Here is an 18,254-nt window from a genome sequence, read left to right as displayed (position 1 = left end):
GATCGAAGCCCGGCCGAGCACCTCGGCCGGGCTTTTTTCTTTGGTGAAGAGTTAAGGCCGTTTACCGCGCCGCTTGGATCGAGCGCAGCACCTCTTCGCTCGGCCAGCAATCGACCTTGAGGCCTGCCGACTTCTGGTAGGCGCCGAGCGCCGCGCGCGTCTGCATCCCGGCCTTGCCGTCGATCTTGTCCTTGTAGAGCCCGACGCGCGTGAGCCCGCGCTGCATGGTCTCGACGTCCTTGGTGCGCAACTGCTTGGAGGCCGCCCATTGTGTCGCGAACGGCAGCGGGCTCGTCATGCGGTCGCCGAGATGGCCGACGAACAGCACGTAGAGGTCAGAGAAATTGTACTCCTTGATGACGAAGTAGTTCTTCGTCGTCAGGAACGACGGGCCGTAAATGCCTTCCGGCTGCAGCAGCGAGGCCGGCTGCGCCTGCTCAGCAGCGCTCAGCTTCTCGCCACGCACCGGCACAAAACCTTCGCGCAGCCACTGGCCGATCGGCTTCGTCACCTCGGGCACGCCGCTGGTGCAATCGACCTTGGCCGGCGCCTGCACCTCGTAAGCCCAGCGCACACCGCTCTGCCAGCCCTTGTTGACGAGCTGCTGCGCGGCCGAGGCCAGCGCATCCGGCACCGAATGCCAGATGTCGATGCGGCCGTCGCCGTCGAAGTCGACACCGTGCTTGTAATATTCGGACGGCAGGAATTGTGTGAGCCCGGTGGCACCCGCCCAGGACGAGCGCATGTCCTTGCGCGTCACCACGCCCTCGCCGAGGATCTTCAGCGACAGGATGAACTCATTCCGATAGGTGTCCTTGCGTCGCCCGACATAGGCCTGCGTCGCCAGCACGCGCACGAGATCGTAAGGCAGCGTGTAGCGGCCGTAATCGGTCTCGCGGCCCCAGATCGCGAGCATAATGGTGGCCGGCACGCCGGATTTCTTCTCGATCTCGCTCAGCGCCGGGCGATATTTTTGCAGCAGCCGCTGCCCCTCGCCCGCAAGCCGCGCGATCGAGGCTTCCTTGACGTAGTCGGCCGGCACCTGCACGAACTCGGCCTGCGACGGTGCGCCGGTCGCGGGCCGTCCGGGCAGGATCAGGTCGGGCAGCTTGTAATCAGGCTCGAGCCCGCGCGTCTGCTCATCGAATGTCGCGCGCGACACGCCGGCGGCCTGCGCCTCCGGCCAGAGCGAGGCGATGAACTGCGTGAAGGCGGCGTCGGCAGCGCGGGCGGGCGACAGGCCGCAGATGATAGCGATCACCGCAGCTATGAGCGCCCGCCGCATCATGCCCTCATCACCGCGTCAGCTTCTTGTACTTCACGCGGTGCGGAATGATGCTGTCCTGGCCGAGGCGGCGCATCTTGTCCTTCTCGTAGTCCTGGAAGTTGCCTTCGAACCATTCGACGTGGCTCTCGCCTTCGAAGGCCAGGATGTGGGTCGCGATGCGGTCGAGGAACCAGCGGTCATGGCTGATGATGACGGCGCAGCCGGCGAAATCTTCCAGCGCCTCTTCGAGCGCGCGCAACGTGTCGACGTCGAGATCGTTGGTCGGTTCGTCGAGCAGCAGCACGTTGGCGCCGGACTTCAGCATTTTTGCAAGATGCACGCGGTTGCGCTCACCGCCGGAGAGCGCACCGACCTTCTTCTGCTGGTCGGCGCCCTTGAAGTTGAACGACGAGCAATAGCCGCGCGAGTTCACTTCCTTCTTGCCGAGCAGGATCAGCTCGTTGCCGCCGGAAATCTCCTCCCACACGTTCTTGTTGCCGTCGAGCGCGTCGCGCGACTGGTCGACATAACCGAGATGCACGGTCTCGCCGACCGTGATGGTGCCCTTGTCCGGCGTTTCCTGCTTAGTGATCATCTTGAACAGCGTGGTCTTGCCGGCGCCGTTGGCGCCGATCACGCCGACGATGCCGCCAGGCGGCAGCTTGAAGGTAAGATCGTCGATCAGAAGGCGATCGCCATAGCCTTTGCTGAGCGTTTCGAAATCGACCACGTTGGCGCCGAGCCGCTCGGCGACGGGGATGATGATCTGCGCGGTCTGGGTCTGCTTCTCGCTCGCCTGCTTGAGCAGATCCTCGTAGCGCTGGTAGCGCGCCTTGGATTTGGCCTGACGCGCCTTCGGCGAGGACGCGACCCATTCCTGCTCGCGCGCGATCGTCTTCTGATGCGCAGCGTCTTCACGGCCTTCCTGCTCGAGCCGCTTCTGCTTCTGCACCAGCCAGGACGAGTAGTTGCCCTCGTAGGGAATGCCCTTGCCGCGGTCGAGCTCGAGAATCCAGCTCGTGACGTTGTCGAGGAAGTAGCGATCGTGGGTGACGATCAGGATCGCGCCGGGATAGTTGCGCAGATGGCCTTCCAGCCAAGACACGGACTCGGCGTCAAGATGGTTGGTCGGTTCGTCGAGCAGCAACAATTCGGGCTGGTCGAGCAGCAGTTTGCACAGCGCGACGCGCCGGCGCTCACCGCCCGACAGTTTCGTCACATCGGCATCGTCGGGCGGACAGCGCAGCGCGTCCATCGCCTGGTCGACCTTGCTGTCGAGATCCCAGAGGCCCTGGGCCTCGATCTCGTCCTGCAGCTTGGTCATCTCGTCGGCGGTTTCTTCCGAATAGTTCATCGCCAGCTCGTTGTAGCGATCGAGGATGGCCTTCTGCTTGGCGACACCCAGCATGACGTTCTCGCGCGCGGAGAGCGCCGGATCGAGATGCGGTTCCTGCTCGAGATAGCCGACGCGGGCGCCCTGGGCGACCCAGGCCTCGCCGTTATACTCCTTGTCGAGGCCGGCCATGATCTTGAGCAGCGTCGACTTGCCCGAGCCGTTGACGCCGAGCACGCCGATCTTGGCGTCCGGGTAGAACGACAGATGAATGTTATCGAGCACCTTCCGGGTCGGGTAGCTCTTGGTCAGGCCCTGCATGAAATAGATGAACTGGCGCGCCATCGGTCCCGTGAAACCTTCGATTTGAGGAAATTTGCTTGCCGCCGATGTAACGATCCCGCCCCCAAAGGGCAATGTTTTCCCTCCGTTCACCACGGATCAATACGGAATGGACACCATCCGGCCGCCGATCCGGACAATTGAAACCATTTTTTAATAAAGTGGGCCAAAGCTCGTCATGGCGCCGAAAAAGACGCCACCCGCGGCAGAAGCGACGGGGAGAACAGCGAGGCCGCATCATGGCTCTGATCGAGACCAATTCCATCGCCGTTCCGGCACGAGCCGGTAGCGCTTCCGGACTCGTCACGGAGATCAAGGGCTTCTGGAAGCGCTTCTTCGCCACCGCTTTCAACCCTTACCGCCCCGAGCTGCACTACATGCGTGGGCCCGGCCCCGCCTGGCGCGCCAAGCACGGCATGGATACGCCGTTCCGCCTCAAGCCCCGCGACCTCTGAGCCCTTCTCTCCTATCGGATTTTTGAACACGTCAGCTGCTTGCGCGCAGGCGTGATTGCGCGCAACCATGGCCAGGTTCCGACGATGGCGCTCCCCGCCTGGCGCCGTCACCTCTCGCCATGGATGAAAGCTGATGACGCGGCTGCGCTGTGCAATTCTCGACGACTATTTCAACCTCGCCCTCGACGTCGCCGACTGGCAAAAACTGTCCGACCGCGTCGACGTCACCGTGTTCAGCCATCCCTTTGCCTCGGAGCAGGCCGCGGCGAGCGCGCTGGCCGATTTCGAGATCATTTGCGCGATGCGCGAGCGTACGGCGTTCCCCAAGAACCAGTTCGCGTCGCTGCCGAAGCTGAAGCTGCTTTTGACCTCCGGCATGCGCAACGCCTCGATCGACATGGAGGCTGCGAAGGCGCAAGGCGTTGCCATCGGCGGCACGCAATACTCCCGCGATCCGACCGCGCCGCTGACCATGGGCCTGATCCTCGAACTGACCCGCGGCATCGGCCGCGAGAACGCGCGCATGCATGCCGGCGAGCCCTGGCAGAGCTTTGCCGGTGTCGAGATCGAGGGACTGACGCTCGGCGTCGTCGGGCTCGGCAAGCTCGGCAGCAAGATGGCGGGTATTGCGAAAGCGTTCGGCATGAACGTGATCGCCTGGAGCCCGAACCTCACGCCGGAGAAGTGCGCGGCGGCCGGCGTCGGCTACGCCACCAAGGAGGAGCTGTTCGCCAAGGCCGATATCGTCACCATCCATGTGGTGCTGAGCGATCGTTCGCGCGGACTGGTCGGAGCTGCCGATCTCGCGCGGATGAAGCCGACGGCCTTCCTCGTCAACACCGCGCGCGGCCCGATCGTGGACGAGCAGGCGCTGCTGGAAGCCTTGCAGCAGCGGAAGATCGCGGGCGCCGGCATCGACGTATTCTCGGTCGAGCCGCTGCCGGTCGACCATCCCTTCCGCAAGCTCGACAATCTCGTGCTGACGCCGCATCTCGGCTACGCCACCGAGGACGGCTTGCGCATCCATTACGGGCAGATGGTCGAGGCGATCGACGCCTTCACCGGGGGTCGCGAGCTGCCGCGCAAGCTGGCCTGAAACGAAAAGGGCGTGCCGACGGCACGCCCTTCGCGATTTGAGCTGTTTCGAAGCGCTTAGCGCACGGTGACCGGCGCGGGCAGCGGCGGCACCACCGTCGGCTGGGTGCCCGGGACGGGGCCAGCCTGGGCAGCCATCGGAGCCGGACCGGCAGCGCCCGACGTCGGCGCAGCGGAGGCGGTCGCCGTTCCCGGCGGCGGGCCACCCGGCATCACCACCACGCGGGTGCCGACCTTGACGCGGTCGAACAGGTCGGAGACGTCCTCGTTCAGCATGCCGATGCAGCCCGACGACACGAACTTGCCGATGGTCGAAGGCTGGTTGGTGCCGTGGATGCGGTAGACGGTCGAGCCGAGATACATCGCGCGTGCGCCGAGCGGATTGCCGGGGCCGCCGGCCATGAAGCGCGGCAGATAGGGCTGACGCTCGATCATCTCGGTCGGCGGATGCCAATCCGGCCACTCGGCCTTGCGGGTGATCTTCTGCACGCCGGTCCAGGTGAAGCCATCGCGGCCGACGCGGACGCCGTAGCGGATCGCACGGCCGCCTCCGAGCACGTAGTAGAGGTAGGTGTTCGGGGTATCGACGATGAGCGTTCCAGCCGGCTCCTTGGTCGCCAGCGAGACTTCCTGGCGGCGCAGGTTCGGCGACAACTGCGCGGGAGCAGCGTCGGGCTGCTCCTCGGGCGGCAGCGAAGCGATCGCCATCGGCCGGCCATCGTTGCCCACGGGCGGCTGGCCGGACTGAACCGTTCCGGTCGCGGCGGGGCCGCCAACGGCCTCCGGCGGACGCAGGCCGTCCCTGCCGGGTGCCTGACCCGGGCGATCGGCATAGATCACCGCGGGCGGGCCAGCGGGGCGGCCGTAGCGGGGATCGTCGGGCGACATCACGGGACCCTGCGGCGGCGCCGCCGAATAGACCGGCGGAGCGCCAGCCGGACGGCCATAGCGCGGATCATCGGGCGACATCACCGGCCCCTGCGGCGGGGCGGCGGAATAGACCGGCGGAGGACCAGCCGGGCGGCCGTAACGCGGATCGTCGGCCGGACCAAGCGGCGGCAGCGACGCCTGCGGCATCGCGTCGTCTTCATCGTCTAGCGAGTCGAAATTCGGCGTGCGGTCGCCGGGGCGATATTCGGCCGGAGCGCCATAGCTCGGCGCCTGCTGGACCGGATAGCTCTGAGCCTGTGCGAGCGAGGTTCCCGCCGCAGCGACTGTTGCGGCAGCGCATATCGTCAGAAAATGTTTGATCATCATCGCTCTTGTATAGTCCCCGAGCCCATCCGGACCGTTAACGGCCAGATGACCGAAGATAGCGGCACATTCAAGACATTACAGGCTGATTTGTGCCCGAGTTAGCGATTTGTGATGCAGGCACACACAGTTGCCCCGTTGCATCACGGGGCGGAAATCGCATCGAGCTGTAGATTGCCGGAGTCTCCGGCCCCGAATTTAAGGGAACGGCGCGGAGGCGTTGCGATATGTTCGAATCAGCCTGATTCGCCTCCGCTTTGAGCTTCTGTCCCGGCGTGGCGAACGGCAATCAGTACCGTCACCGCGTTCAGATGGCTCTTGGGTCCCGGCCGCCACCCGCCGGGGCGGAAATTCGTAACCCGTCCGATGCTTCCCGGCTTTCGCTTCCTGTTTGCCGCGATCCTGCTGTCAACCTCCATCCTGGTGTTCGGCCTAGGTGCCGCCGCGCTGCTGCGGGCCACCCACGAGCAGTATGTCAGCAACCCCTCCTGGCGGAACGGCCCGCAGGAAAAGGTGTTTGCGCAAAGCCCAGAGCCGGCCCAGCCGGTGCTAGCGGCGCTCCGCGCCGAGCCGGAGGCGGCCGCCGAGCCCGCGCCATCGCTGCGCGACCGGGTGCCGACCATCGGCTTGCCGGTGAACGAGCCCGAACAGGTGGCCGCCCTGACGACCGAGGCCAACGTGCCGCCGCAGGTCACCGAGGCCGCGCCTCCGGCCGCCGAGCCGGTGCAGGCCGAGGCCACGACGGAAGCCATCGCGCCGGCTCCTGCCGACACACTCACCCCGGCCGACACAACGGCATCGATCCCCGAGCCCACGCCTGCCGTGACCGCCAGCGAACCGGCGCCGGCCGATCCCGATCCCGGTGCGGCCCTCGCCTCCCCGGCGCCCGACATTGCCCCGGCCAAGGTGGCCGCGCTGAACGATCCGGCGGCGCCGGCCTTGAAGGATGCGCCGGCGAAGGCCAAGGGGGACACCAAGGGAGACGCGAAGGCGGACAGCAGCGCCCCGGACAGCAAGGCGGCCAAGCGCCAGGCGAAGGCGAAGAAGCGGCACCGCATGGTGCAGCGTCCTCCGCCCCAGCAGTTGCGGCAGAGCTATGATCCGTTCGGCCAGCAGCAGATGCTGGCGACAACGGCCACGCGCACGCGCCAGTAAGGCTACGCCGGCCCGGTCGCGACCGGCGGGCCGCCGGCCTGGCCCCACTCCGACCACGAGCCGTCATAGAGCGCGGTGTCGGTGATGCCGAGGCGATAGAGTGCGAGCGTCAACACGCCGGCGGACACGCCCGAACCGCAGCTCGTCACGATCGGCGCATCGAGCCTGACGCCGGCGTTCGCGAAGGCGGCGCGGAGATCGTCGAGCGGCTTCATCTCGCCGGTCGCGGCATCGAACAGCTGATTGTAGGGCACATTGCGCGCGCCGGGGATGTGGCCCGAGCGGATGCCCGCGCGCGGCTCAGGCGCGCGGCCCTCGAAGCGGTCGGCGGCGCGTGCGTCGATCACCTGCTCTGCGCTGCTTTCGACGTTGGCGATCAGCTGCTGCATGCTGCGCACGCGTTTTGAGTCGTAGCTCGCCCTAAACGTCGCGGGCTTCGGCTTTACCTCGCCGCTCTCGACCGGATGCCCCTCGGCGCGCCACTTCTTCAACCCGCCATTGAGAATGCGTACATTGCTGTGGCCGAAGGCCAGGAACATCCACCAGGCGCGGGGCGCAGCGACCCATCCGCCGGCATCGTAGAGGACGACGGTGTCGGCATTGGAGATGCCGAGTTGGCCTGCGTCACGGCCGAACTGCTCGGCGCTCGGATACATGTGCGGCAGCGGGTTGGAATGATCCGACACCGCGTCGACGTCGAAGAACACGGCGCCCGGCAGATGCGCGGCGAGATAGTCGTCCTTCGGCAGCGGCAGCACGCCCGGCAGCTTGAAGCTGGCGTCGAGGATCTTGACGTTGGCGTCGCCAATGTGGGCGGCGAGCCATTCGGTGGAGACGAGGGGGTCGGTGACGGTCATGCGAGGTCTTTCTTGTCATTCCGAAGTTGAAGCAATGCGCATCAAACTCCGCTGTCAACGCCCGGCTTGACCGGGCGATCCAGTATTCCAGAGGCGGTTGTGATTGAGTCGAGACGCTGCGGCGTACTGGATTCCCCACTTCGCGGGGAATGACAGCGGAGATTGACGCGACAGCGCAGCACTTCTCACCCCTTCTTCTTCGGCTCCCACTGCTCCACCGGACCGCCGGCATCGCGCCAGGCGGCGTAGCCGCCGGCGATGTGGGCGACGGGCTTCAGGCCCATGTCCTTGGCGGTCTTCGCCGCGAGCGCGGAGCGCATGCCGCCGGCGCAATGGAAGACGAATTTCTTGTCTTCCTGGAAGATCGGTTTTGCGTAGGGGCTCTGCGGATCGATCCAGAATTCGAGCATGCCGCGGGTGCAGGCGAACGCGCCGGGGATGCGGCCGTCGCGCTCGATCTCGCGGGGGTCGCGGATGTCGACGATGACGACATCGCCGTTCTTGGAGATCTCGATGGCCTCCTTGGCGTTGAGCGTCTCGATCTCGGCATTGGCCTCGTCGATCAGCGCCTTGATGCCGCGGGTGATGGTCTGGGGCATGTGGTTCTCCCTCTTGTCGGCCTCTGCGCGGCCGTCCGGACTGACGGCGCGTACAGCTAGTGCGTCAATTCCTTCATCGCACCCTCGAGCCCCTCGATCGTGATCGGGTACATGCGGTTGGCAAAGATGCGTTTGATGATGGTGGTCGATTCCGAATAGTCCCAGTGCTTCTGCTGCACCGGATTGAGCCACACCGTATGCGGATAGGTGCGGATGATGCGGTCGAGCCAGACCGAGCCGGGCTCCTCGTTGACATGCTCGACCGAGCCGCCGGGCACCATGATCTCGTAAGGCGACATCGATGCGTCGCCGACGAACACGACCTTGTAGTCGTGCGGGTATTTGTGCAGCACATCCCAGGTCGGCGTGCGGTCGGTAAAGCGGCGCTTGTTCTGCTTCCACACGCCTTCGTAGAGGCAGTTGTGGAAGTAGAAATACTCCATGTGCTTGAACTCGCTCTTCGCCGCCGAGAACAGCTCCTCGACCTGCTCAATATGCGAATCCATCGAGCCGCCGATGTCGAAGAACACCAGCAGCTTCACCGCATTGCGCCGCTCGGGCCGCATGTGCACGTCGAGATAGCCGTGATTGGCGGTCTCACGGATCGTGGTGTCGAGATCGAGCTCATCAGGCGCGCCGGTGCGCGCGAATTTGCGCAGGCGCCGCAGCGCCACCTTGATGTTGCGGATGCCGAGCTCGACATTGCCGTCGAGATCCTTGAACTCGCGCTTGTCCCACACCTTCACGGCACGGTTGTTGCGGTTCTTCTCCTGGCCGATGCGGACGCCTTCGGGATTGTAGCCGTGGGCGCCGAACGGCGAGGTGCCCGCGGTGCCGATCCACTTCGAGCCGCCCTGGTGCCGGCCCTTCTGCTCCTCGAGCCGCTTCTTCAGCGTCTCCATGAGCTTGTCCCAGCCCATCGCCTCGATCTGCTTCTTCTCCTCCTCGCTGAGGTATTTTTCGGCGAGCTTCTTCAGCCACTCCTCGGGGATCTCCGCCTTCTCCATGGCGTCGAGCAGGCTTTCCAGCCCCTTGAACACCGTGCCGAAGACGCGGTCGAACTTGTCGAGGTTGCGCTCGTCCTTCACCAGCGAGGTGCGCGACAGATAGTAGAAATTCTCGACCGAGTAGTCCGACAGATCAGCGTCGAGCGCCTCCATCAGCGTGAGGTATTCGCGCAGCGTCACGGGGACCTGCGCATCGCGCAGAGAAGTGAAGAATTGCAGGAACATGGGTGACAGATTGCCCGTCGGGGGGCGAACGTCAAGGGGCCGAGCCCGCCGCGGGACGCTGGACCGGTCGGCTTTTTGCTCTAGAATTGACCGTCTCACGGGGTTGTTTTGGGGACGTTTGCAATGGGAATTCTCGCAGCGCTCATCATTGGCGCGATCGCCGGCTGGCTTGCCGGCAAGATTGTCCATGGGGCGGGATTTGGCCTGATCGGCAACATGGTCGTCGGCATCATCGGCGCGCTGGTTGCGAGCTGGGTGCTGCCGCAACTGCATATTGCGCTGGCCACCGGCACGGTCGGCGCCATCGTGGATGCCACCATCGGCGCGGTGATTGTGCTCGTCATCCTTTCGCTGATAAAACGGGTCTGAAAGCCTGACCGAACCAGGAACGGCCGCCATGAGCGGCCGTTCCGTTTGTTGGACCAGGGCGATGCCCGGCCGACGACCAACAAGGACGCGCGATGAAATTTACCGGCACCAAGGACTATGTTGCGACCGACGATCTCAAGGTCGCCGTCAATGCCTCGATCGTGCTGGAGCGCCCGCTGCTCATCAAGGGCGAGCCCGGCACCGGCAAGACCGTGCTGGCGGAGGAAGTGGCGAAGGCGCTGAACGCGCCGCTTTTGACCTGGCACATCAAGTCCACCACCAAGGCGCAGCAGGGCCTCTACGAATACGATGCAGTGTCGCGCCTGCGCGACAGCCAGCTCGGCGATGCCCGCGTCTCCGACATCAGGAACTACATCAAGCGCGGCAAGCTGTGGGACGCCTTCACCGCCGAGCAGCGCCCGGTGCTCTTGATCGACGAGATCGACAAGGCCGACATCGAATTCCCGAACGACCTCTTGCTCGAGCTCGACCGCATGGAATTCCATGTCTACGAGACCGGCGAGACGATCAAGGCGAAGCAGCGCCCGATCATGATGATCACCTCCAACAACGAGAAGGAGCTGCCGGACGCCTTCCTGCGCCGCTGCTTCTTCCACTACATCAAGTTTCCCGACGCCGACACGATGGGCCGCATCGTCGACGTCCACTTCCCCGGCATCAAGAAGCGCCTGGTCGAGGAAGCGCTGCGCATCTTCTTCGAAGTGCGCGAGGTGCCCGGTCTGAAGAAGAAGCCCTCAACCTCCGAGCTGCTCGACTGGCTCAAGCTGCTGCTCAACGAGGACATGAGCGTCGAGCAACTGCGCGAACGCGACCCGCGCAAGCTGATCCCGCCGCTGCACGGCGCGCTGCTCAAGAACGAGCAGGACGTGCACCTGTTCGAGCGGCTGGCGTTTTTGAGCCGGAGGGAGGTTTGATCTGCAAGCGCGCAGAGACAACCTGACCGCAATTCCTACCGCTACTCTGGGCCGCGCTTCCCCGCGTCATCTCGGATTCGGATGACCGTCAAGGCGGAGCTGATAAACGAAATAGGTTGGGGTACAGAACCCGATCTTTCGGCTTCTCAAGTTATTCAACGCCGGGGCCCTGACGTTGAACCTTGCACTCGTGACAAAATCCGGCATCTGCTGGCAAATATAGTCCTCGCGGCAAAACCGCGACGGCGAGCATGTGTTCAGGAGGCCGCGGCCGACGCCAGCGGCGAAAATGCCGCTGTCGAAATATCCCTTGGCCATCTGCTCAAAGCCCTTGCCTCCGACGATCGCGCAGATTTCCTCGGGCACGCTGCCCGGCCGGATCACCGCCAGCGACGCCTCCTCGGGCTTGCAGGGACGCGTGACGCGGCCCAGCGGCACGCCGATCTTCGTTGGACGGCAGTTGTAGCCGTAGCCGCTCAATTTTCCTTCCGACAGCTTGTAGACGAGTTCTTCCTTGCTGACGCGGTCGCTGAACGCGCGCAGGTTGAAGCCGAGCGGGTTGTTGGCGGCGGTCTTCGCTGTGGAGTCCTCGATGACGTTTGAGCGGCAGCTCAAACCCGCGGCGACATTCTGTGCCGCGGGCACGCATTGGCCGAGATTGGAGGAAGTCGCAGCGTTCGTCACCAACGCCTGACAAGTGAGGTTACGCGTGGCATTGCAGCTCCATTTCGCGGCCTGCGCCAGATCCGCATTCAAAGGGCACGGCATGTTGTCACCGGCGACAACATAGGCCGGATTTCCGCTTTCCCAGGCCGCCGGGGGCGCCGAAGGATGCGGGCGAAAACTGTTCGGCGCCTGACCGAGCGAAACCCGCTCGACATAGTCCTTGCGGCGAACAAGTTCCGCGTAGACATGGGGCGAGAACGGCAATTGCAACTGGTTACCGTCAAGCGCGCTCCTGATCGCGTCCGCGTCGCGGCCGAAATCGAACCGGTCCACGCCGAGAAGATGGAATCCGGCGGTCGAGGATGATTGATGGCAGCCCATGCAGGACGACGTGTTCAGGCGTTCGAGCAGACCCGCGCCGGATTGCACGAATTTTGGTGACCTCCCGGGGACACCCGCCGCCGCGACGATCCGTGCCGCCTGCTCGCTGCCGATTGCGAGATCGAAGGGACGATTGGCCATGCGCGCGCTGCCGGCAGTGGAAAAACTCAGTGCGATGTCGGCCTCCAGGCTCTCCGGTATCCTGAAGGTGCCGTTGTCGATCTCGGCGATGTGGCCGGCGAGATAGTCCTGCAACTGCTTCTGCTTGGCGGGATCCTTCAGGATTGCCTGCACATCAGGCGTATTTTCCAGCCGTGTCGGCTGAAACTTGCCATCCCTCAGCGCGAAGATCCGCATCCAGTAGATCGCCTGTCCGGCGAATTTGCGGTTCTCCATGTTTTCGAGGTCTGATGGGAAGCGCACCACCTGCGCATTGATCTCCATCTGCTTGAAGATGAGTCGCGAAAAATCCAGCGGCCCCTGCAGCAGGCGTTGGGCAACCACTGCCGGATCGTCAGCATCGATCCCGGCGACGCGCCAGAGCGAGGCGACGTCCTGGCAATTCCTGCCGTCATCCGCGTAACTGAACACCATGTTCACGGTGAACGGCATGCGCGACGCGTAAGTCTTGCCGTTCATCCTCACTTCGTAGCCGAGCCGGTAGATGAAGCGCAATTCGCCGCAATGCGCGGAATCGAAATCGCGGCGGTCCATCCGATTGACCACACCCGACAGGAAGAACAATCCGTCGCTGGAACCGAGCCATTTCTCGTTAAACACGCGCGCAACATTGCCATTCAGCCGCAGCGTCTTGCCAGCGTCCGTTTTGGCCGACTTCGGGTCGTAGGTTTTCAGGATCTCCTTTTCCCAATCGATGCCGAGTCCCGCTGTGATACGCGTGATGTCGGCGGACATCACGGCAGCGAACTGCGCGTAGGTCCCACTGAATTGAGACAAATCGCTCGCCCGCGTCGGGCCGTCGGCGACCGACGGCTGCAGCAGCTTTTGCGCGGCGTGAACTTTCCTGAACAGGGTCACCAGCGAAAGCGCGGATGAATTGTCATGATCGAGCACCGCGAGCAGAGGTTCCTGGCTGATCAGGGTCGTCACCTCTGCGGAAGCCCGGGGAGACTGGGCAAAGCAGGGAGAGATCGTGAGGATCAAGAAGCAGAGTATTGAGATGAAGCGCATCTGCTGTTTCTACTACGTCAAGGCGCATCCTGCAATTTAAGGGTGAATGTCCCGAGGAGCCCGCGCTCGAGGAAAGAGGGAAAGCGCACGCTCTCCACATCGTCATTGCGAGCGCAGACACACCGCAGCATCCTCGCGGCGCATTTCGCCCGAGCTTTGCTGTCTCCGTCACGCCCTCCAGGAAAGAGGGCGCAGGGAAGGCCGGGTGCCGGCTGGCACCCACGGTCCGCTGTGCGAAAGCACACGCAGAAGAACTGCACAGCGGCATACAGGTGAAGCCAAACACACGGCCTTCCCTGCGCAGTGGTCGGACGGCGTATGCCGTGCTCTCCCGGGAGCCGAGTTCGTTCTGGCCTCCCTCACCCCTGCGAAAGTCGCCGACACCGCGCCGGTTGACGCAAATGCCGCATCCGCAAGAGCTTGACCGTAGCAGCGACGGCCAGGACCACACGGTTTTGCCGTACGCACACAGCGCCGCTCGTCCGCACGAAGCCTCAGGGCTCACGGAGAGCAATCCGCCCTGCCCTTAGCCTCTCGCGCCCGACGCTGCCGCGTCCACCGCAACCCGGCCCGCGTTTCGAACGACTCGCGAACCGCCCCTCTTCCTCGGGCCGGGCTGTTTCGATGTATGCCGCAATTCCGAATTTCGGTAAAGTGGAATCTTTTTGCGAGGAGGGATTGACGGGTGGCGGGGTGTTTTGCCCGACGGGCAAACTTGAGAAGATCGTAGCCCAACACGCGGCGAGTAACCGAGGCTACGCCCCCTTGGCTCGCTTGATCTCATTCACAACCTCCGGGTCGCTTAAGTCGCGGTGCCACCAATGGTTTACGAGATCCAGTGGCCGTTCCCTGCGACGCCTGTTGTCTGCGGCTGCGAGCAACTTGATGAGGAGCCGAAACACTCGAGGCAACTCAAACTCTGGTAGCGTCGAGAGCTTCGCCAATTGAATCTTGAGGTTAGGCATCGCGATCAAGACACACGGAGTAAGCGTCCGCTTCAGCCGCGACTCGGCAATTGCACCTGCCACATCGTCTGGCTTCGGCCCTGCCTGCAATATGAAGTTACTTAAGCCACGAAGCAGCCTGCGTTTGTCGTCCTTGCTCCGCGCGTTGAACCAAGCGTCCCCCTCCGAATCGCTTGCGACCCCCTGCGCCAGTTGGTTCAACAAGATTTCTTCGTCCACATTCAACATCGTGCCACCCATGGCAGCGCTGCACCCCAGCCCACGACAAAGTCATGGTGATTGCTGCAAAGGAGATAGCTCGCCTCCTCGTCACAGACATAAATCTCGAGCGCCGGACAGTCCTCCAGAACCCGAAGCAGGTCCGCACCACACGAAAATTTCCAAATCGATCGGGCGCCTTCCAGAAACATCAAACATTGGTTCGTCCCCACGTATTTCGGAATGAGCTCCCAACCATCGGGCCTTTGCCTCCCTTCGGATGTGGCTTGATCCCACGGCGCGCGGCTCGTCACGTCGACACCGAGTCGCTCCAGCACCCTGATCACGATGGCTCGGCTATCAATTTCGTTCAGCACCTCGGCCTGCACACCAGTGCTGCGAAGCGCAGCAATTACACGATCAAAGGTCATCATTCCGCGATACTCATTGCCGATTTCCCCTTCACGTGCGCAGCGGATTGCCAGGCTTGAAGGGAGACAGGTTTTCGGGTCGCGGTAACACAGACGGCGCATCGCCTGCCAAGCCATACACATCGATGCCCTTCAGCAAGCCACCACTCGAATAGATGAATATTCCACTTTGGTGATCACCATCGTTCAGCAGGAATTCACCGAGAATCTCAGCGCCGGGCGGCGCTTCAGCATGTCCCTTGATTTGGAAGTTGATGCTGGCACATCCACATCGACATCTCCAAGGCGTGACCTCAGCCAGCTTGAGCTGATCCAGATATTGCCTGGCTTCTTCCGTGCCATGCTCCAGCATCCAGCGCGCAAGATCGCGCTCGGCATCTGTGAGAGGACGATTGTGCTCTGTGCTCAAATGACGTCGTCCAAATGCGCAGGGATCGTAGCCCGGACGGAGCGCAGCGAAATCCGGGGAATGCAGGCAGATCGATACAGCTATCCCGGATTGCGCTTCGCTCCACCCGAGCTACGGGACCTTCGGATAGATGCACTGAGATCAGGGAAGACTTCGGAGAATGGCTGGACCTTGGCGATATCAGCTTTTTTCAGCCTCGGATTTTCGCTGACCTCGCGCAGATCTTTCCGGGTGTAGCCCGATCTCTTTCTGGCGTTCGACATAGCCGCTTCTCATAATTAGCGACCGCAGGGTGGGTAAAGCGAAGCGAACCACATCCTATGGGCTACGAGCTTTCATCAGGGGTTTTGATCGCTACCTGCCAAGAACTGGCGCTCGGGAGAATTCTGACTTCTCCATTTCGACGAACCAGTATGGGACCATTCCCGGCGAGAGTTGAACTAGGGTTGCCCGTTTCAACAAACTCCTTCGAATCATAGAAGAAGAGCCATCCCTCCTCTACTTCTTTGGTAAACTCATCAAGCACAACAAACTCATCGCAAACCTTTGCGGCAATGGCCGCCACGGTATTTCTTGCTAGCAACTTGGCTTCACCATAATCGATCATGTTTCAGTCCGTTCTCAGGGACCGTAGGGTGGGTTAGGGTTAGCGTCAGCGTAACCCACCTCTTTTATTTCCGCATCGAGAGAAGTGGTGGGTTACGCTTCGCTAACCCACCCTACGTAGCTGTGCCTACGCTACCGCCGCGTCCGGAATCCGCGCGGATTCCATCGGCTGCTTGCCGCGGATCAGGTCCGAGGCACGATCCGCGATCATCATGGTGGAGGCGTTGAGATTCGCCGAGATCATACGCGGCATCACGGAGGCGTCGATGACGCGGAGGCCCTCCAACCCGTGGACGCGGAGCTGGTCGTCGACCACCGCCCACGTGCTGTCCGCCGGGCCCATGCGGCAGGTGCAGCCGGGGTGGAAAGTGGTGGTGCCGCGTTCGGTGGCGGCGGCGAGGAATTCGTCGTCGGTGTTGATGTTCGGACCCGGGAAATCCTCGTAGGCGTAATAGGGCGACAGCGGCGCGCTCTTCAAAAGCCTGCGCGCGAGCTTCATGCCGCCGACGATGACGCGGCGGTCGAGCTCGGCGTCGAGATAGTTGGTCTGGATGATCGGCGGCGCGAACGGATCAGATGAGCGGATGCGGACATAGCCGCGGCTCTCCGGGCGTTGCTGCCAGGAGGCGACCGTCATACCGGGCTCGTCCTCGAGCTGGCCCTGCACGCCTTCCTTGTAGCTCGCCGGCGTGAAGGTGAGCTGGAGGTCGGAACTGTCGGCGCTCTCGCCGGAGTGCCAGAAGCAATACACCATGGTCGGCGAGAGCGAGAGCAGGCCGCGGCGCGCGGTCGCCCATTTCAGCGCTTCGATCCACAGCGAGAAGCCGCGGCGGAGCTCGTTGATGGTCTTGATGTCCTTCACGCGCGCTACGGTGCGCGGGGCGTAATGATCCTGCAGACCTTCGCCGACCGGCAGCGCGTGGCGCACCGCGATGCCGTGCGCGCCGAGCAGATCGGGTGAGCCGATTCCGGAGAGCTGGAGCAGCTGCGGCGAATTATAGGTGCCGCCGGAGAGGATCACTTCCTTGTTGGCACGCACTTCCACCGGCGTGCCGCCGCGGCCGCCCTTGGTGTAGCGCACGCCGACGGCGCGCTTGCCTTCAAAAATGATCTCGGTCGCGTGCGCGTGGGTGTGCACATGCACGTTCGGGCGCTTCATCGCGGGCTTGAGGAACGCGGTCGAGCCGGAGACGCGCAGGCCCTTGTCGATGGTGCGCTGGCAGTAGGAGACGCCTTCCTGCTTAGCGCCATTGTAATCGGGGTTGCGGGGAATGCCGAGCGAGACCGCGCCTTCCATGAAGGCTTCGCAGAGCGGATCGCGCCACTCCATGGTCGTGACGGTGAGGTTGCCGTCGCGGCCGCGATAGGTGTCCTCGCCCTCGCCGACCCGCTTTTCCAGCCGCTTGAAGTAAGGCAGCACGTCGGCATAACCCCAGCCGCGATTGCCCATCTGCGCCCAGGTATCGAAATCCATCCGCTGGCCGCGATTGTAGATGTGGCCGTTGATCGAGGACGAGCCGCCGAGCGTCTTGCCGCGCGGCGCATAGATGCTGCGCCCGCCGGTGTAGGGCCCCGGCTCCTGCTGGTAGGCCCAGTTGATGCTCTTCATGTGGAACGTCTTGATGAAGCCCGCCGGCAGATGGATGTAGGGATGCCAGTCGCTCGGGCCCGCCTCGAGCACGCAGACGCTCACGTTCGGATCTTCGCTGAGCCGGCTGGTCAGTACGCAGCCGGCGGAGCCCGCGCCGACGATCACATAATCGAATCTGTCCATGGTGCCTCGGCCGCTCAGCGCGGCTTGTCGTTGAGTTGATAGTTCAAATGCGTCCGCACCGTCGGCCATTCGGCGGCGGTGATGCTGTAAACCACGGTGTCCCGCAGCGTACCGTTCGGCGTGACCTGGTGGCTGCGCAGAATGCCGTCCTGCTTGGCGCCCAGGCGCTCGATGGCGCGGCGGCTCTGATGGTTGAAGAAATGCGTGCGGAATTCGACCGCGATGCAGTTCAGCGTCTCGAAGGCGTGGGTCAGCAGCAGAATCTTGCACTGCGTGTTGAGCGGCCCGCGCTGCGCGCTCTTCGCATACCAGGTCGAGCCGATCTCGACGCGGCGGTTGGCGGCATCGATGTTCATATAGGTGGTCTGGCCGACGATCTTGCCGCCGGCATCGAACACGGTGAACGGCAGCATCGAGCCTGCGGCCTGGAGGCCCAAGCGGCGGTCGATCTCCTTGGCCACGTTCTCCGGCGTCGGGATCGCGGTGTACCAGATCGTGTAGAGCTCGCCGTCCTTCACGGCCTCCACCAGCCCCTCGCGATGCTCTTTCGACAGCGGCTCGAGACGGGCGTGCTGCCCACGCAGGGTGACGGGATCAGGCCAGGGCATTTCTCTCTCCATAATGACTGCCGTCCTTCCGGGGCGCGACGACGTCGCGAGCCCGGAATCCATAATCACCGCTCGGGGTTATGGATTCCGGGCCTGCGTGCTGGCGCACGCATCCCGGAATGACGACCGACG

18 protein-coding genes are annotated in these 18,254 nt (G+C 63.5%); 5 read left to right on the top strand and 13 right to left on the bottom strand.

What is annotated here, in order from left to right:
• Positions 1-61 precede the first annotated feature (61 nt).
• Both AB7Z56_RS08800 and ettA read right to left on the bottom strand, forming a co-directional pair.
• Positions 62-1,288: a lytic murein transglycosylase gene (locus tag AB7Z56_RS08800; RefSeq protein WP_063981471.1), complete on the bottom strand. Its 1,227-nt coding sequence runs from the start codon at positions 1,286-1,288 to the stop codon at positions 62-64.
• A 7-nt stretch (positions 1,289-1,295) separates the two neighbouring features.
• On the bottom strand, positions 1,296-2,945 hold the full coding sequence (ettA, locus tag AB7Z56_RS08795; RefSeq protein WP_166102215.1) for an energy-dependent translational throttle protein EttA: 1,650 nt from the start codon (positions 2,943-2,945) through the stop codon (positions 1,296-1,298).
• 236 nt (positions 2,946-3,181) lie between these two features.
• Between ettA and AB7Z56_RS08790 the strand changes: the two genes are divergently transcribed.
• On the top strand, positions 3,182-3,397 hold the full coding sequence (locus AB7Z56_RS08790; protein WP_028152324.1) for a hypothetical protein: 216 nt from the start codon (positions 3,182-3,184) through the stop codon (positions 3,395-3,397).
• A gap of 133 nt (positions 3,398-3,530) precedes the next feature.
• Positions 3,531-4,493: a D-2-hydroxyacid dehydrogenase family protein gene (locus tag AB7Z56_RS08785; RefSeq protein WP_063981469.1), complete on the top strand. Its 963-nt coding sequence runs from the start codon at positions 3,531-3,533 to the stop codon at positions 4,491-4,493.
• Positions 4,494-4,549: 56 nt separating this feature from the next.
• Here AB7Z56_RS08785 and AB7Z56_RS08780 read toward each other — a convergent pair whose 3' ends face one another.
• Positions 4,550-5,746 (bottom strand): L,D-transpeptidase family protein, encoded by a 1,197-nt coding sequence (locus AB7Z56_RS08780; protein WP_063986134.1) that lies wholly within the window; start codon positions 5,744-5,746, stop codon positions 4,550-4,552.
• Between the two features lie 366 nt (positions 5,747-6,112).
• Here AB7Z56_RS08780 and AB7Z56_RS08775 point away from each other — a divergent pair, with 366 nt between their 5' ends.
• On the top strand, positions 6,113-6,901 hold the full coding sequence (locus AB7Z56_RS08775; RefSeq protein WP_063981468.1) for a hypothetical protein: 789 nt from the start codon (positions 6,113-6,115) through the stop codon (positions 6,899-6,901).
• A gap of 2 nt (positions 6,902-6,903) precedes the next feature.
• On the opposite strand, the gene sseA is transcribed toward AB7Z56_RS08775, so the two are convergent.
• From sseA to AB7Z56_RS08760, 3 genes are all read right to left on the bottom strand, one after another.
• Positions 6,904-7,758 (bottom strand): 3-mercaptopyruvate sulfurtransferase, encoded by an 855-nt coding sequence (sseA, locus tag AB7Z56_RS08770; protein ID WP_063981467.1) that lies wholly within the window; start codon positions 7,756-7,758, stop codon positions 6,904-6,906.
• 185 nt (positions 7,759-7,943) lie between these two features.
• A complete protein-coding gene (locus AB7Z56_RS08765; RefSeq protein WP_028152329.1) occupies positions 7,944-8,357 on the bottom strand; it encodes a rhodanese-like domain-containing protein in 414 nt (137 codons plus the stop codon).
• 56 nt (positions 8,358-8,413) lie between these two features.
• The gene (locus tag AB7Z56_RS08760) at positions 8,414-9,589 is read right to left on the bottom strand and encodes a vWA domain-containing protein (RefSeq protein ID WP_028156289.1); all 1,176 of its coding nucleotides are present in this window, start codon (positions 9,587-9,589) and stop codon (positions 8,414-8,416) included.
• 123 nt (positions 9,590-9,712) lie between these two features.
• Between AB7Z56_RS08760 and AB7Z56_RS08755 the strand changes: the two genes are divergently transcribed.
• Together AB7Z56_RS08755 and AB7Z56_RS08750 are read left to right on the top strand one after the other, a co-directional pair.
• Entirely contained in the window at positions 9,713-9,958 is a 246-nt protein-coding gene (locus AB7Z56_RS08755; RefSeq protein WP_063981466.1) for a GlsB/YeaQ/YmgE family stress response membrane protein, read from the top strand.
• Between the two features lie 92 nt (positions 9,959-10,050).
• Positions 10,051-10,893 (top strand): AAA family ATPase, encoded by an 843-nt coding sequence (locus AB7Z56_RS08750; protein WP_063981465.1) that lies wholly within the window; start codon positions 10,051-10,053, stop codon positions 10,891-10,893.
• Between the two features lie 66 nt (positions 10,894-10,959).
• Here the strand turns inward: AB7Z56_RS08750 and AB7Z56_RS08745 are convergent, their stop codons facing one another.
• The 7 genes from AB7Z56_RS08745 to AB7Z56_RS08715 form a co-directional block, all read right to left on the bottom strand.
• Positions 10,960-13,131, bottom strand: a complete 2,172-nt coding sequence (locus tag AB7Z56_RS08745) for a hypothetical protein (RefSeq protein WP_187387950.1) — start codon at positions 13,129-13,131, stop codon at positions 10,960-10,962.
• Positions 13,132-13,886: 755 nt separating this feature from the next.
• Entirely contained in the window at positions 13,887-14,336 is a 450-nt protein-coding gene (locus AB7Z56_RS08740) for a DUF5958 family protein (protein ID WP_283017515.1), read from the bottom strand.
• Positions 14,318-14,728, bottom strand: a complete 411-nt coding sequence (locus AB7Z56_RS08735; protein WP_063981463.1) for a hypothetical protein — start codon at positions 14,726-14,728, stop codon at positions 14,318-14,320. The genes AB7Z56_RS08740 and AB7Z56_RS08735 overlap by 19 nt, the downstream gene beginning before the upstream one ends.
• A 28-nt stretch (positions 14,729-14,756) precedes the next feature.
• Complete coding sequence (locus AB7Z56_RS08730) at positions 14,757-15,134, bottom strand: hypothetical protein (RefSeq protein WP_084794989.1); 378 nt, start codon at positions 15,132-15,134, stop codon at positions 14,757-14,759.
• A gap of 325 nt (positions 15,135-15,459) precedes the next feature.
• Positions 15,460-15,741, bottom strand: a complete 282-nt coding sequence (locus tag AB7Z56_RS08725; RefSeq protein WP_084794987.1) for a YrhB domain-containing protein — start codon at positions 15,739-15,741, stop codon at positions 15,460-15,462.
• Between the two features lie 126 nt (positions 15,742-15,867).
• A complete protein-coding gene (locus tag AB7Z56_RS08720) occupies positions 15,868-17,514 on the bottom strand; it encodes a GMC family oxidoreductase (RefSeq protein WP_063981461.1) in 1,647 nt (548 codons plus the stop codon).
• A 14-nt stretch (positions 17,515-17,528) separates the two neighbouring features.
• Positions 17,529-18,122, bottom strand: a complete 594-nt coding sequence (locus tag AB7Z56_RS08715; RefSeq protein WP_028147003.1) for a GNAT family N-acetyltransferase — start codon at positions 18,120-18,122, stop codon at positions 17,529-17,531.
• Positions 18,123-18,254 lie beyond the last annotated feature (132 nt).

Origin of the sequence: Bradyrhizobium sp. 482_C4_N1_8 (assembly GCF_052075965.1) — a bacterium.
Taxonomy (GTDB): domain Bacteria; phylum Pseudomonadota; class Alphaproteobacteria; order Rhizobiales; family Xanthobacteraceae; genus Bradyrhizobium; species Bradyrhizobium barranii.
Note: the sequence above shows the minus strand (reverse complement) of the source record. Positions and strands in the feature narration are given on the sequence as shown.

What these genes read in the sequence shown, in the direction of transcription:
- AB7Z56_RS08800 (WP_063981471.1), bottom strand. Translation starts at nt 1,288, where the DNA reads ATGATGCGGCGGGCGCTCATAGCTGCGGTGATCGCTATCATCTGCGGC.
- ettA (WP_166102215.1), bottom strand. Translation starts at nt 2,945, where the DNA reads ATGGCGCGCCAGTTCATCTATTTCATGCAGGGCCTGACCAAGAGCTAC.
- AB7Z56_RS08790 (WP_028152324.1), top strand. Translation starts at nt 3,182, where the DNA reads ATGGCTCTGATCGAGACCAATTCCATCGCCGTTCCGGCACGAGCCGGT.
- AB7Z56_RS08785 (WP_063981469.1), top strand. Translation starts at nt 3,531, where the DNA reads ATGACGCGGCTGCGCTGTGCAATTCTCGACGACTATTTCAACCTCGCC.
- AB7Z56_RS08780 (WP_063986134.1), bottom strand. Translation starts at nt 5,746, where the DNA reads ATGATCAAACATTTTCTGACGATATGCGCTGCCGCAACAGTCGCTGCG.
- AB7Z56_RS08775 (WP_063981468.1), top strand. Translation starts at nt 6,113, where the DNA reads ATGCTTCCCGGCTTTCGCTTCCTGTTTGCCGCGATCCTGCTGTCAACC.
- sseA (WP_063981467.1), bottom strand. Translation starts at nt 7,758, where the DNA reads ATGACCGTCACCGACCCCCTCGTCTCCACCGAATGGCTCGCCGCCCAC.
- AB7Z56_RS08765 (WP_028152329.1), bottom strand. Translation starts at nt 8,357, where the DNA reads ATGCCCCAGACCATCACCCGCGGCATCAAGGCGCTGATCGACGAGGCC.
- AB7Z56_RS08760 (WP_028156289.1), bottom strand. Translation starts at nt 9,589, where the DNA reads ATGTTCCTGCAATTCTTCACTTCTCTGCGCGATGCGCAGGTCCCCGTG.
- AB7Z56_RS08755 (WP_063981466.1), top strand. Translation starts at nt 9,713, where the DNA reads ATGGGAATTCTCGCAGCGCTCATCATTGGCGCGATCGCCGGCTGGCTT.
- AB7Z56_RS08750 (WP_063981465.1), top strand. Translation starts at nt 10,051, where the DNA reads ATGAAATTTACCGGCACCAAGGACTATGTTGCGACCGACGATCTCAAG.
- AB7Z56_RS08745 (WP_187387950.1), bottom strand. Translation starts at nt 13,131, where the DNA reads ATGCGCTTCATCTCAATACTCTGCTTCTTGATCCTCACGATCTCTCCC.
- AB7Z56_RS08740 (WP_283017515.1), bottom strand. Translation starts at nt 14,336, where the DNA reads ATGGGTGGCACGATGTTGAATGTGGACGAAGAAATCTTGTTGAACCAA.
- AB7Z56_RS08735 (WP_063981463.1), bottom strand. Translation starts at nt 14,728, where the DNA reads ATGATGACCTTTGATCGTGTAATTGCTGCGCTTCGCAGCACTGGTGTG.
- AB7Z56_RS08725 (WP_084794987.1), bottom strand. Translation starts at nt 15,741, where the DNA reads ATGATCGATTATGGTGAAGCCAAGTTGCTAGCAAGAAATACCGTGGCG.
- AB7Z56_RS08720 (WP_063981461.1), bottom strand. Translation starts at nt 17,514, where the DNA reads ATGGACAGATTCGATTATGTGATCGTCGGCGCGGGCTCCGCCGGCTGC.
- AB7Z56_RS08715 (WP_028147003.1), bottom strand. Translation starts at nt 18,122, where the DNA reads ATGCCCTGGCCTGATCCCGTCACCCTGCGTGGGCAGCACGCCCGTCTC.